Source organism: Streptomyces sp. NBC_01224 (assembly GCF_036002945.1).
In the GTDB taxonomy this organism is placed as follows: domain Bacteria; phylum Actinomycetota; class Actinomycetes; order Streptomycetales; family Streptomycetaceae; genus Streptomyces.
Map to the genome: position 1 here is coordinate 6,171,718 of NZ_CP108529.1, position 12,672 is coordinate 6,184,389.

The window sequence follows — 12,672 nt, forward strand, 5'->3', positions numbered from 1 at the left end:
CGTCGGTGGGCCGCTGCTCCGACGAGGACGTCCAGCCGTCAGGCCCCAAGGTGAATCACCCCCGGGGGTAGGTAGAAGATGTTCGGCCGTTGGCTGGGAAGCAGGGGAGCGACGGGTGTCGTGCGCGGCAACGCCCTCACGGGACTTGAGGTGCCGCGCACTGCGGGAGTGCTCAGTTGCCGAGTGCTCGACCCCGTCAACGAGATCGTGCAGCAAGCCGAGTTCGTGGTCACGGACAGAGTGGGTCGCAAGGTCTTCGGCGGTGAGACGGACCCGTACGGCAATGTCCTTGCCACCGTCCCGGCCGGCGAATACCGGCTGGCCGTCACGGCTGAGGGCTTCACCCCGTTCCACGGCGCGGCCACGGTCGTCGAGGGAGGCCATGCGAGCCTCGGCGACGTGACCCTGCAACTGTCCGCGCCCCCGCAGCTGCCCGACCCCGGCGAGTGGGAGGTCGAACCGATGCACTCGCAGATCGGCTTCACGGCCCGGCACATCGGCATGGCGCGCATCCACGGCCGGTTCAACACCTTCGCCGGTGCTGTCCGGATCGCCGACCGCATGGAGAACTCGGCCATGCACGTGATCATCGATGCCGCGTCGATCGACACGAATGTCCAGATGCGCGACGACCATCTGCGCTCCAGCGACTTCCTCGACGTCGGGCGCTATCCGACGCTGGAGTTCTACAGCGACCGCTTCGTCCACCGCGGCGGCACCCGCTGGGGTGTGACCGGCGCGCTCACACTGCATGGCGTCAGCCGCACGGTCACGCTGGACACCCAGTATCTCGGCGTGGGCAACGGCTTGGAGGGCGAGACCCGCGCCGCCTGCCGGGCCACCACGGAGCTGCACCGCGAGGACTTCACCCTCACCTGGCAGACCATGCTGGCCCGCGGTATCGCGGCCGTCGGCTCCAGCATCTCCATCGACATGGACATCCAGATCGTCCCCAAGGGCTGAGCCCGTGGGGGCCCTGGCGCCTCTCTAGGGCGCTTCGAGCCACCCCTCGTACTCCGCGGCGAACGCATCGAGCGCCAAGGAGTCCAGCAGCCCCAACGGGTCCTCCACGACCACCAGCCACTGAGCGTCCTCGGCATCGTCCTCGCCGGCCAGTGCATCGCGTACGAGCTGGGGTTCCTCGGCGACCCCGAAGCGGTCGCCGAGTTCCGCGGCCACCTCCTCCGCGGCATCGCGGTCAGGCAGCACCAGCACATGTCTTACATCGCTCACCTGCCCATTCTCCCGTACCGGATAAGAGGTGCGGTCCGGTCGGCGCCGTCCCGCCGAGCCAGTGACGTCGGGCGCCTATCGGCCGTTCATGTGTGTCCGCACGAGGTGGCTCCCGCACGAGGCGGGCAGGGAGTCCGGCAGGCTGTCAGTGGCGCGTGGGATGCTGGACGGCGATGGCCACCAGAAGGAATTCCACCGACGATCCGCTCGCCCCCCTCACGCTCGCCGTGGGCCAGGAGGACCTGCTCCTCGACCGCGCCGTGCAACAGGTGGTGGCGGCGGCCCGTGCCTCCGACCCCGACACGGATGTCCGCGATCTCACCTCCGACCAGCTCCAGCCCGGCACCCTTGCCGAGCTGACGAGCCCGTCGCTCTTCGCCGAGCGCAAGGTGGTGATCGTGCGCAATGCGCAGGATCTCTCCGCCGACACGATCAAGGACGTCAAGGCGTACCTCGGCGACCCGGTCGAGGAGATCACCCTCGTTCTGCTGCATGCGGGCGGAGCCAAGGGCAAGGGCCTGCTGGACGCGGCGCGCAAGGCCGGGGCGAGGGAGGTCGCGTGTCCGAAGACGACGAAGCCGGCCGAGCGGCTCTCGTTCGTGCGGTCGGAGTTCCGGGCGCTGGGGCGCTCGGCGACGCCCGAGGCGTGCCAGGCGCTGGTCGACTCCATCGGCAGCGATCTGCGGGAGCTGGCGAGTGCGGTTTCGCAGCTCGTCGCGGATGTCGAGGGCACGATCGACGAGGCGGTCGTCGCCCGCTACTACACGGGCCGTGCGGAGGCATCGAGTTTCACGGTCGCCGACCGCGCAGTGGAGGGGCGGGCTGCGGAGGCGCTTGAGGCGTTGCGCTGGTCGCTGTCGACCGGGGTGGCGCCCGTGCTGATCACCAGCGCGCTGGCACAGGGCGTACGGGCGATCGGAAAGCTGTCCTCGGCGCGCGGAGGGCGGCCCGCGGACCTCGCCCGTGATCTGGGCATGCCGCCGTGGAAGATCGACCGGGTGCGCCAGCAGATGCGTGGCTGGACGCCGGACGGCGTGGCGGTGGCGCTGCGGGCGGTCGCGGATGCGGACGCAGGCGTCAAGGGGGGCGGCGACGACCCGGAGTACGCGCTGGAGAAGGCCGTGGTCGCGGTGGCGCGGGCGGCGCGGTCGGGGCGGTAGCCGGGCGGGGCGAGGGCGCCGGGATCGTCCGGCGGCTGCTCGGCCCTCACACGCCGGACGAGCTCAAAACCGGACGGGCTCGAAGCGGGTACGCCGAAGGCCCCGACCTCGCTCTGGGGAGAGCGGGGTCGGGGCCTTCGGTTCACGCTTGGTGCGCCGCACCCGCGTGGCGAACGCAGGTTCGGTGTGCGGCGCGGGGGCCGGGCAGGGGCGGGAGAGAGGGCCCGCTGGTCCGTTCCGGCAGTTACATCAGAAAGCTCAGCCCTGGAGGGAGGCAACCTTGGAGGCCAGCGCCGACTTCTTGTTGGCGGCGGCGTTCTTGTGGATGACACCCTTCGAGACGGCCTTGTCGAGCGCGCGGGAGGCGTCGCGAGCGGCCGTGGTGGCCTTCTCGACGTCACCGGCGACGGCAGCCTCACGGGCCTTGCGGATAGCGGTCTTGAGCGAGGACTTGACGGCCTTGTTGCGCAGGCGCGCCTTCTCGTTCGTCTTGTTCCGCTTGATCTGGGACTTGATGTTCGCCACGAAAGAGCCTTTTCAGGTTCGTTGGATCTTCGATGTGCGCCCCACGGCCTGAGAGAGTCGCGAGGCACAGCTGTCAACGGTACCAGCCCCGCTCCGACCGGCCCAAACCGGTCTCTGCCCCGCAACCATGGGACGATGGAGGCTACGTATCGATCCGACCGAACCGACATCGACCCGAGACACGGCGTTCGGCGTCTCAAGAATCAGGACCCTGCGTGCCCGCGACTCCTACCAACGTGCCCGAGCCGAGCCGTACCGACCCGGCGCTGATCCGCAACTTCTGCATCATCGCGCACATCGACCACGGCAAGTCGACCCTTGCTGACCGGATGCTTCAGCTGACGGGCGTGGTCGACCAGCGGCAGATGCGTGCTCAGTACCTCGACCGGATGGACATCGAGCGCGAGCGCGGCATCACCATCAAGTCCCAGGCGGTGCGTCTGCCCTGGGCGCCCAACACGGGCGAGGACCAGGGCCGCACCCACGTCCTCAACATGATCGACACCCCGGGCCACGTGGACTTCACCTATGAGGTCTCCCGCTCGCTCGCCGCCTGCGAGGGCACGGTCCTGCTGGTCGACGCCGCGCAGGGCATCGAGGCCCAGACGCTGGCAAACCTCTACCTGGCGATGGAGAACGACCTCACCATCGTCCCGGTGCTCAACAAGATCGACCTGCCGGCCGCGCAGCCCGAGAAGTTCTCCGAGGAGCTGGCCAACCTCATCGGCTGCCAGCCGGAGGACGTCCTCAAGGTCTCCGCGAAGACCGGTGTCGGCGTGGACGTGCTGCTCGACCGGGTGGTCAAGGACGTTCCGGCGCCTGTCGGCAAGGCCGATGCCCCGGCCCGCGCGATGATCTTCGACTCGGTCTACGACTCGTACCGCGGCGTCGTCACGTACGTCCGTGTCGTCGACGGTCAGCTCAACAAGCGCGAGCGCATCAGGATGATGTCCACCGGCGCCACTCACGAGCTGCTGGAGATCGGGGTCTCCTCCCCGGAGATGACCCCGGCCGACGGTCTCGGTGTGGGCGAAGTGGGCTACATCATCACCGGCGTGAAGGACGTCCGGCAGTCCAAGGTCGGTGACACCATCACCTCCCTGAGCAAGGGAGCGACCGAGGCGCTGGGTGGCTACAAGGACCCCAAGCCGATGGTGTTCTCGGGCCTGTACCCGCTGGACGGCTCGGACTACCCGGACCTGCGCGAGGCGCTCGACAAGCTTCAGCTCAACGACGCCGCCCTGGTGTACGAGCCGGAGACCTCCGCCGCGCTCGGCTTCGGCTTCCGCGTCGGCTTCCTCGGTCTCCTCCACCTCGATGTGATCCGCGAGCGGCTGGAGCGCGAGTTCGGTCTCGAACTCATCGCCACCGCGCCCAACGTGGTCTACCGCGTCGAGATGGAGGACGGCACCGAGCACACCGTCACCAACCCGAGCGAATTCCCCGAGGGCAAGATCGACAAGGTGCACGAGCCCGTCGTGCGCGCCACGGTCCTGGCCCCCAGCGAGTTCATCGGCGCGATCATGGAGCTCTGCCAGAACCGGCGCGGCACCCTGCTCGGCATGGACTACCTCTCCGAGGACCGCGTCGAGATCCGCTACACCCTGCCGCTCGCCGAGATCGTCTTCGACTTCTTCGACCAGCTGAAGTCCAAGACGCGGGGTTACGCCTCCCTCGACTACGAGCCCACCGGCGAGCAGTCGGCTCAGCTCGTCAAGGTCGACATCCTGCTGCACGGCGACAAGGTCGACGCGTTCTCCGCGGTCACGCACAAGGACAAGGCGTACGCGTACGGCGTGCGGCTCGTCGCCAAGCTGCGCGAGCTGATCCCGCGGCAGAACTTCGAGGTGCCGATCCAGGCCGCCATCGGCTCCCGGGTCATCGCCCGTGAGACCGTCCGCGCCATTCGTAAGGACGTCCTCGCGAAGTGCTACGGCGGTGACATCTCCCGTAAGCGGAAGCTGCTGGAGAAGCAGAAGGAAGGCAAGAAGCGGATGAAGATGGTCGGCAATGTGGAGGTGCCGCAGGAGGCCTTCATCGCCGTGCTGTCGACGGACGAGTCGGGCGGGGAAGGCAAGACCAAGAAGTAGCTTCCGCCGCAAGGCCGAAAAGCAACTCCCGCCCCGGCCGCCACCCTCCGTCCGCCTCTACCCGGTGGTAGCCCAACGGGCCCCTGCGTCGCAGCGCACTGCGACGCAGGGGCCCGTTTGTTATGAAGCGGCGGCCCACTGCCCCTTACGCGGCGGACGCGGGCGCTCTACCCTGATCACGGCCTCGTAGTTACTCGCCAGTTAAACAAGCGGGACCGAGCGCCGCAGGACAGGCACCGCAGGACCAAGTCACGCAGGACCGAGCGCACGGGGTGCGCGGGAACACACGTAGGAACAAGCAGCAATCAGCAGCAATCAGCAGCCGGTCGTGAAGCACTGCCGCAGGCCCGGAGGATGTCGTGAGCGACACACAGACCTTGATCGAGAACCGACCGCCCTCCGTGGCGAACCTCTTCATCGACCGCGTGGCGGCCACCCCGCACGGGGAGGCCTACCGCTACCCCGTCCCTGCGGCCACCGGCGAGGGACCCGATGAGTGGAAGTCGCTGAGCTGGGCCCAGGCCGCCGAGCGGGTGTACGCCATCGCGGCAGGGCTGATCGGTCTGGGTGTGCAGCCGGAGGAGCGGATCGCGCTCGCCGCCGGCACGCGAGTGGAATGGATCCTCGTCGACCTCGGTGTGATGTGCGCGGGTGCCGCCACCACGACCATCTACCCGTCGACCAACGCCGCGGAGTCGGCGTTCATCCTCTCGGACTCCGAGAGCCGGGTCCTGATCGCCGAGGACGCCGGTCAGCTGGCCAAGGCCCGCGAGCGCCGCGCCGAGCTGCCGAACCTCGCCCATGTCGTCGTCATCGACCCCGAGGGCGCCGGCCCCGCCGAGGACGACCCGGAGGGCTGGGTGCTCACCCTTGCCGATCTGGAGGCCCGCGGCGCCGAGCACCTGGCGAAGAACCCCGATGCGGTAAAGGAGCGGGTCGCCGCCATCACGGCCGACCAGCTGGCCACCCTGATCTACACCTCGGGCACCACCGGCCGCCCCAAGGGCGTACGCCTGCCGCACGACAACTGGTCGTACATGGCCAAGGCCACCGTGGCGACCGGCCTGATCACCAAGGACGACGTCCAGTACCTCTGGCTGCCGCTCGCGCACGTCTTCGGCAAGGTCCTCACCTCCGGGCAGATCGAGGTCGGCCACGTCACCGCCGTCGACGGCCGGGTCGACAAGATCATCGAGAATCTGCCGGTGGTCCAGCCGACGTACATGGCCGCCGTCCCCCGCATCTTCGAAAAGGTCTACAACGGTGTGGCCGCCAAGGCGCGGGCCGGTGGCGGGGCCAAGTACAAGATCTTCCAGTGGGCGGCCGGGGTCGCCCGCGAGTACGCGACGGTTTCGCAGGACAACTTCCGGCGCACCGGCACGGCCTCCGTCCCGTTCGCGCTCGGTGCCAAGCACAAGGTCGCCGACGCCCTCGTCTTCGCCAAGATCCGCGAGGCCTTCGGTGGCCGGCTGCGCGCCTGTGTCTCCGGCTCCGCAGCGCTCGCCCCCGACATCGGCTACTTCTTCGCAGGCGCCGGCATCCACATCCTGGAGGGCTACGGCCTCACCGAGACCAGCGCCGCCTCCTTCGTCAACCCGGGCGAGGCCTACCGCACCGGCACCGTGGGCAAGCCGCTCCCCGGCACCGAGGTACGGATCGCCGACGACGGCGAGATCCTGCTGCGCGGTCCCGGCCTGATGCAGGGCTACCAGGGGCTCCCGGAGAAGACCGCCGAGGTACTGGAGGCGGACGGCTGGTTCCACACCGGCGACATCGGCGAGCTGTCCGTGGACGGTTATCTCCGGATCACCGACCGCAAGAAGGACCTGATCAAGACCTCCGGCGGCAAGTACATCGCCCCGGCGGAGGTCGAGGGACAGTTCAAGGCTGTCTGCCCGTTCGTCTCCAACATCCTGGTGCACGGCGCGGACCGTAACTTCTGCACCGCCCTGATCGCACTCGACGAGCCGACCATCCTCGGCTGGGCCGCCGAGAACGGCCTGGGCGGGAAGCCGTACGCCGAAGTGGTGGCGTCCCCGCAGGCCGTCGCGCTCATCGAGGGCTATGTGAAGCGGCTCAACGAGGGGTTGCAGCGCTGGCAGACCATCAAGAAGTTCCGGCTGCTGCCCCGCGATCTCGACATCGAGCACGGCGAGCTGACGCCCAGTCTCAAGCTGAAGCGGCCGGTCGTCGAGCGTGAGTACAAGGGCCTCATCGACGACATGTACGCAGGAGCCCGCGAGGCGTAATGCGGGTCCTCGCCGACCGGCCGCACGGTGCGGCTGCTTCCGTTTTTCTCTGCTCACTTTCTCTGCTCACTTCGGCAACTCGTCGCTTATGAGCATGGTCCATCTGTCACTCTGTCGGTGTCGTCAGCGGCGCCCAGCGAGAACAGAACGAGAACAGACAGACAGAGCGAGAACAGGTCAGGAGCTGCACCGTGGGGCCCATTCCCTTGCAGCGGGACATCGTTCAGCGTCCCGGTATCACCGTCGGCCATGCGGATGCGCGGCCGGTCGCCCGTACGTCCCTGCCCGGAAACCTCCTCGCGCCCTCCGCCGCCCGCCGGTTCGTCCGGGCAGCGCTCACCGAGTGGACCGGGCTGGGACTGCCGGCGGCCGTGGGCTTCAGCGAACGTCTGGCCGATGATGCGGCGGTCGTCGTCAGCGAGCTGGTGACCAACGCGGTCGTGCACGCCGGGACCAATGTCGAGCTGCTCTGCCGGCTCGAGGAGGCCGCCGAGGACGAGGCCGCGGCCCTGGTGCTGGAGGTCTCCGACCACCACCCGGCCCGTGCCGTACGCAGCGAACGCCCGGAGGCCGGCAGCGCGACGGACGCAGCGGACACGGCGGAGGGCGACGCCCGCACCGGCCCCGAGGAGCCCGCCGAGTACGGTCGTGGGCTCCAGCTCGTCGGCACCCTCGCCGAGCGCTGGGGCATCACCTACCGCACCGGCCTCAAGACCGTCTGGGCCCGGCTTCCCGTCGACGACTGGAACCCGTTCCCCGAACCGTCGGCCGAGTCCGGATTCCAGCAGGGGCTGCGCGCGGCCGAGCTGCTCGCCCCCACCGCCCGGCGGGCCCTTCGCGACGACGCGGACTGGGCCGGCCGCGGCGCGCTCTCGTTCCTCGCCGAGGCCTCGGACCTGCTCGCAGGCCAGCTCGACGAGGACATCGTCGCGGCCCTCGCCGGACAGTTACTGGTGCCCAGACTCGCCGACTGGTGCGCGATCTGGCTGGAGCCCGAGAACGGCGGCCCCGCGGCCGTCCCCCGGCTCGCCAGCGCCTGGCACCGGGACGAGGCCGAGACCGGGCAGTTGCGTACGCTGCTGGAGCAGGACCCGATCCGGCTGCCCGAGCGGGTGGGCACCGGGCCTGTCTCCATGCCCTGGCCCGGCGGCGAGGAGGACGACGGGGAATCCGACGGGCGCGCCGGATCCGCTCTCGCCTACCGGATCACATCGGGCGGCCGGACACTCGGCGCCGTACTCCTCGGCCGGGAGGGCACGGTACGTGTCCCCGACGAAGTGACCGCCCTGATCGAGGACTTCGTACGCCGTGTCGGCCTCGCCGTCGGAGCCGCCCGCGCCTACACCCGGCAGGCCACCATCAGCCGCATCCTGCAGCGCGCGCTGCTGCCCAGCAAGGTCGCCGACATACCCGGCGTCACCAGCTCACTGGTGTACGAGCCCAGCGACGACGGGGTCGTCGGGGGCGACTTCTACGACATCTTCCCGTGCCCAGGCGACCGCTGGTGCTTCGTCCTCGGTGATGTACAGGGCAGTGGCCCCGAAGCCGCCGTCGTCACCGGCCTTGCCCGGCCCTGGCTGCGGCTGCTGGCCCGTGAGGGTTTCGGCGTCGGCGAAGTGCTGGACCGGCTCAACCGGCTGCTCCTCGACGATGCGATGGAGGCTGCCGAGGCGGCCGCGCTCATGGTGGCCGCGGCGGGCGGCCAGCAGACGGCGGACACCGGGCAGTCCCGCTTTCTCTCCCTGCTGTACGGGGAACTCGTGCCGCTGCCCGGCGGTGGCGTGCGCTGCACCCTCGCCAGCGCCGGCCACCCGCTGCCGCTGCTGCTGCGCCCCGACGGCGAGGTGCGGCCGGCCGCCGAGCCGCAGATGCTGCTCGGAATCTTCGACGACGTCGCGTACGAGAGCCAGAGCTTCGAGCTGGCGCCCGGCGACAGCCTGCTGTGCGTCACGGACGGCGTGACGGAGCGGCGCTCCGGGGCGCTGATGTTCGACGACGGGGACGGTCTGGCCCGGGCGCTGGCCGACTGTGCCGGGCTGTCGGCGGACGGGATCGCGGACCGGATCAAGCGGGCCGTGCACGAATTCGCCGAGCGGCCGCCCGATGACGATCTGGCGCTGCTGGTGCTGCAGGCGGGGTGAAGGCGCGGCGGGGCGGCCGGGGGTGCTTGCTGTGGCCCGGGTGCCGCGGTGCGGCCCGCGAGCGCGTGGCCCTTCGTGATCAAGAACGTGGCTCGGAGGTCCCCGGCGGCGAGTGACAATGGGCGGTATGCCTTCCGTACTGCCCGATGGTGAACCCGTACCCGACGACGGGGCGCTGCCCCGCCATGCCCTGGAAGGCGCCGCCGACCGGCCGCTCGGCTTCTACCTGCATGTGCCGTACTGCGCGACCCGCTGCGGCTACTGCGACTTCAACACCTACACCGCCACCGAGCTGCGCGGCTCCGGCGGTGCGCTGGCCTCCCGGGACAACTACGCAGCCCATCTGACCGGCGAGGTCCGCCAGGCGCGCAAGGTCCTCGGTGACGATCCGCGTCCGGTCCGTACGGTCTTCGTCGGCGGCGGCACACCGACCCTGCTGGCCGCCGGAGACCTGGTACGGATGCTGGGGGCGATCCGCGACGAGTTCGGGCTCGCGGACGATGCCGAGATCACCACCGAGGCCAACCCGGAATCCGTCGATCCGGCGTATCTGGCCGAGCTGCGGGAGGGCGGCTTCAACCGGATCTCGTTCGGGATGCAGAGCGCGCGGCAGCATGTGCTGAAGATCCTGGACCGTACGCACACGCCGGGGCGGCCCGAGGCGTGTGTCGCCGAAGCGCGGGAGGCGGGCTTCGAGCACGTCAACCTCGATCTGATCTACGGCACGCCCGGGGAGTCCGACGACGACTGGCGGGCCTCGCTGGACGCGGCGATCGGTGCGGGGCCGGACCACGTGTCCGCGTACGCGCTGATCGTCGAGGAGGGGACGCAGCTGGCCCGGCGGATCCGGCGCGGCGAGATCCCGATGACCGATGACGACGCCCATGCGGACCGGTATCTGATCGCGGACGAGGCGATGACCGCGGCGGGCTTCTCCTGGTACGAGGTGTCGAACTGGGCCCGCACGCCCGAGGGCCGGTGCCTGCACAACGAGCTGTACTGGCGCGGAGCCGACTGGTGGGGCGCCGGTCCCGGGGCGCACAGCCATGTCGGCGGGGTGCGCTGGTGGAACGTGAAGCATCCGGGGGCGTACGCGCAGGCTCTGGCCGAGGGGCGGTCGCCGGGGGCCGGGCGCGAGATCCTCTCCGCCGAGGACCGGCGGGTCGAGCGGATCCTGCTGGAGTTGCGGCTCGCGGACGGGTGTCCGTTGTCGCTGCTGGCACCGGCGGGGCTGGGCGCGGCGGGGCGCGCGGTGGAGGACGGGCTGCTGGAGCGGGTGCCGTACGGGGAGGGGCGGGCGGTGCTTACGTTGCGAGGGCGGTTGCTGGCGGATGCGGTGGTGCGGGATCTGGTGGACTGAGAGGGCGGGTGCGGGGCCGGGTGGGGTGCGGGTGCGCCTGCGGCGGGCCTGTTCCCCCCTTGCCCGCTCCCTCCCGTATCCGGGGCTCTGCCCCCGGGGGCCGGCGAAGGGGCTACTGAGGCGGCGCCGTCACGAAGTCGATCAGGTGCTCCACGGAGCCCAGCAGTGCCGGTTCCAGATCCCGGTACGAGCGCACCGTGGACAGGATTCGCTGCCAGGCCGCACCCGTGTTCTCCGGCCAGCCCAGAGCGCGGCACACGCCCGTCTTCCAGTCCTGGCCGCGCGGGACCACCGGCCAGGCGGCGATGCCCACGGACGACGGCTTCACTGCCTCCCACACGTCGATGTAGGGGTGGCCGACCACCAGCACGTTCGCGTCCGAGACCTGGGAGGCGATCCGGGACTCCTTGGAGCCCGGGACCAGGTGATCGACCAGAACGCCCAGCCTGGCGTCCGGGCCGGGGGAGAATTCGCGCACGATGGCCGGGAGGTCGTCGATGCCCTCGAGGTATTCGACGACCACGCCCTCGATCCGCAGGTCGTCGCCCCAGACCCGCTCGACCAGCTCCGCGTCGTGGCGGCCCTCCACATAGATCCGGCCCGCCCGCGCGACCCGGGCGCGCGCCCCGGGGACCGCGACCGAACCCGATGCCGTACGCGTGGGGCGTACGGGAGCGGCCGCCGACGGGCGCACGAGCGTGACCACCCGGCCCTCCAGCAGGAAGCCGCGCGGCTCCATCGGGAACACCCGGTGCTTGCCGAAGCGGTCCTCCAGGGTCACCGTCGGACCCTGGGCCGTCTTCTCGCAGCGGATCACCGCACCGCAGAATCCCGTGGAGACCTCCTCCACGACCAGATCGGGATCGGCGGGCACCTCGGGAACGGGGGCGGACTTCTTCCACGGCGGGGTCAGGTCCGGCTGGTAGCTGCGCATCGGATGACGATAACGACCTCGCCCACGATTGGCAGTGGGAGAAGGAGCGGCGTCCGGGGCCTTCGAATCCAGGGCGGAGGTCCCGGACACCGCGACGCCGCTGACAATCGCGGGCGAGGTCGTAGGACGACAACACGTCACGACACGCCGAAGCGGACGGCCAGTTGGTCACGCTGGTCCTTGATGAACGCCGCGTCCACCACCGCTCCGTGCCCCGGAACGTACACCGCGTCCTCGCCGCCCAGCGCCAGCAGCCGGTCCAGCGCGGCCGGCCAGCGGGACGGGACGGCGTCCCGTCCCGCCTGCGGTTCGCCGGATTCCTCGACCAGGTCGCCGCAGAGCACCACCGCGGGGGAGCCGGGGACGAGCAACGCCAGATCGTGGCCGCTGTGGGCGGGGCCCACGTTCGCCAGCAAGATCTGACGGCCGCCGCCCAGATCGAGCGTCCACTCGTCGCGCACTTCATGGTGCGGCGCCACCAGCGCACCGGCGGCCTCGGCCGCATCGTTTTCGGACACTCCGTGGCGCACCGCGGAGGCGTGCAGATCGTCCGCCCCGAGCTTCATCAGCCCGGCCATGCCGACCGCTCCGTACACCTGGGTGCCGGCGAACGCGGCGGTGCCCAGTACGTGGTCGAAATGGGGGTGGCTGAGTGCGATATGCGTCACCTTCCGGCCGAGCAGGGCCTGTGCCTGGATCCGGATTTCCTCACCTTCGCGGAGTGTTGATCCGGTGTCGTAGAGCAGCACTCCATCCGCTCCGACCACCAGTGCGACTGTCGCATCCCACCCGGGGAGGCGCCGTCGGCCCACTCCGTGACCGAGTCGCTCCCAGCCGAACTCTTCCCAAGAGGCGTCCATACCGCGACGCTATCGGCAACGACCTGCGCAGTCTCGCGGTAGCGTGACCGGTCGCCCTTGCTAGGCCCCCACTCGGCCGCCGTACACTGGCCGGGGGATTGCTGGCACTCGTGAGGACAG

The 12,672-nt window shown here is 70.2% G+C and carries 10 protein-coding genes; 6 read left to right on the forward strand and 4 right to left on the reverse strand.

Going from position 1 to position 12,672, the window contains the following annotated elements:
• Nucleotides 1–78: 78 nt before the first annotated feature.
• Nucleotides 79–963 (forward strand): YceI family protein, encoded by an 885-nt coding sequence (locus OG609_RS27720; protein WP_327275306.1) that lies wholly within the window; start codon nt 79–81, stop codon nt 961–963.
• A 24-nt stretch (nt 964–987) separates the two neighbouring features.
• Here OG609_RS27720 and OG609_RS27725 read toward each other — a convergent pair whose 3' ends face one another.
• The gene (locus OG609_RS27725) at nt 988–1,233 is read right to left on the reverse strand and encodes a hypothetical protein (RefSeq protein WP_327275307.1); all 246 of its coding nucleotides are present in this window, start codon (nt 1,231–1,233) and stop codon (nt 988–990) included.
• A 173-nt stretch (nt 1,234–1,406) separates the two neighbouring features.
• Here OG609_RS27725 and holA point away from each other — a divergent pair, with 173 nt between their 5' ends.
• Entirely contained in the window at nt 1,407–2,393 is a 987-nt protein-coding gene (gene holA, locus OG609_RS27730; protein ID WP_327275308.1) for a DNA polymerase III subunit delta, read from the forward strand.
• 258 nt (nt 2,394–2,651) lie between these two features.
• On the opposite strand, the gene rpsT is transcribed toward holA, so the two are convergent.
• Nucleotides 2,652–2,918: a 30S ribosomal protein S20 gene (rpsT, locus tag OG609_RS27735; RefSeq protein WP_093897085.1), complete on the reverse strand. Its 267-nt coding sequence runs from the start codon at nt 2,916–2,918 to the stop codon at nt 2,652–2,654.
• A gap of 215 nt (nt 2,919–3,133) precedes the next feature.
• Here rpsT and lepA point away from each other — a divergent pair, with 215 nt between their 5' ends.
• The 4 genes from lepA to hemW all read left to right on the forward strand — a co-directional run bounded on the left by lepA (nt 3,134) and on the right by hemW (nt 10,758).
• Nucleotides 3,134–5,008: a translation elongation factor 4 gene (gene lepA, locus OG609_RS27740; protein WP_327275309.1), complete on the forward strand. Its 1,875-nt coding sequence runs from the start codon at nt 3,134–3,136 to the stop codon at nt 5,006–5,008.
• Nucleotides 5,009–5,367: 359 nt separating this feature from the next.
• Nucleotides 5,368–7,257 (forward strand): AMP-dependent synthetase/ligase, encoded by a 1,890-nt coding sequence (locus tag OG609_RS27745; protein ID WP_327275310.1) that lies wholly within the window; start codon nt 5,368–5,370, stop codon nt 7,255–7,257.
• Between the two features lie 206 nt (nt 7,258–7,463).
• Complete coding sequence (locus OG609_RS27750) at nt 7,464–9,398, forward strand: ATP-binding SpoIIE family protein phosphatase (RefSeq protein WP_327278207.1); 1,935 nt, start codon at nt 7,464–7,466, stop codon at nt 9,396–9,398.
• 118 nt (nt 9,399–9,516) lie between these two features.
• Entirely contained in the window at nt 9,517–10,758 is a 1,242-nt protein-coding gene (hemW, locus tag OG609_RS27755; protein WP_327275311.1) for a radical SAM family heme chaperone HemW, read from the forward strand.
• 112 nt (nt 10,759–10,870) lie between these two features.
• Here the strand turns inward: hemW and OG609_RS27760 are convergent, their stop codons facing one another.
• Complete coding sequence (locus OG609_RS27760; protein WP_327275312.1) at nt 10,871–11,692, reverse strand: DUF3097 domain-containing protein; 822 nt, start codon at nt 11,690–11,692, stop codon at nt 10,871–10,873.
• Nucleotides 11,693–11,829: 137 nt separating this feature from the next.
• The gene (locus OG609_RS27765; protein WP_327275313.1) at nt 11,830–12,552 is read right to left on the reverse strand and encodes an MBL fold metallo-hydrolase; all 723 of its coding nucleotides are present in this window, start codon (nt 12,550–12,552) and stop codon (nt 11,830–11,832) included.
• Between the last annotated feature and the right edge of the window lie 120 nt (nt 12,553–12,672).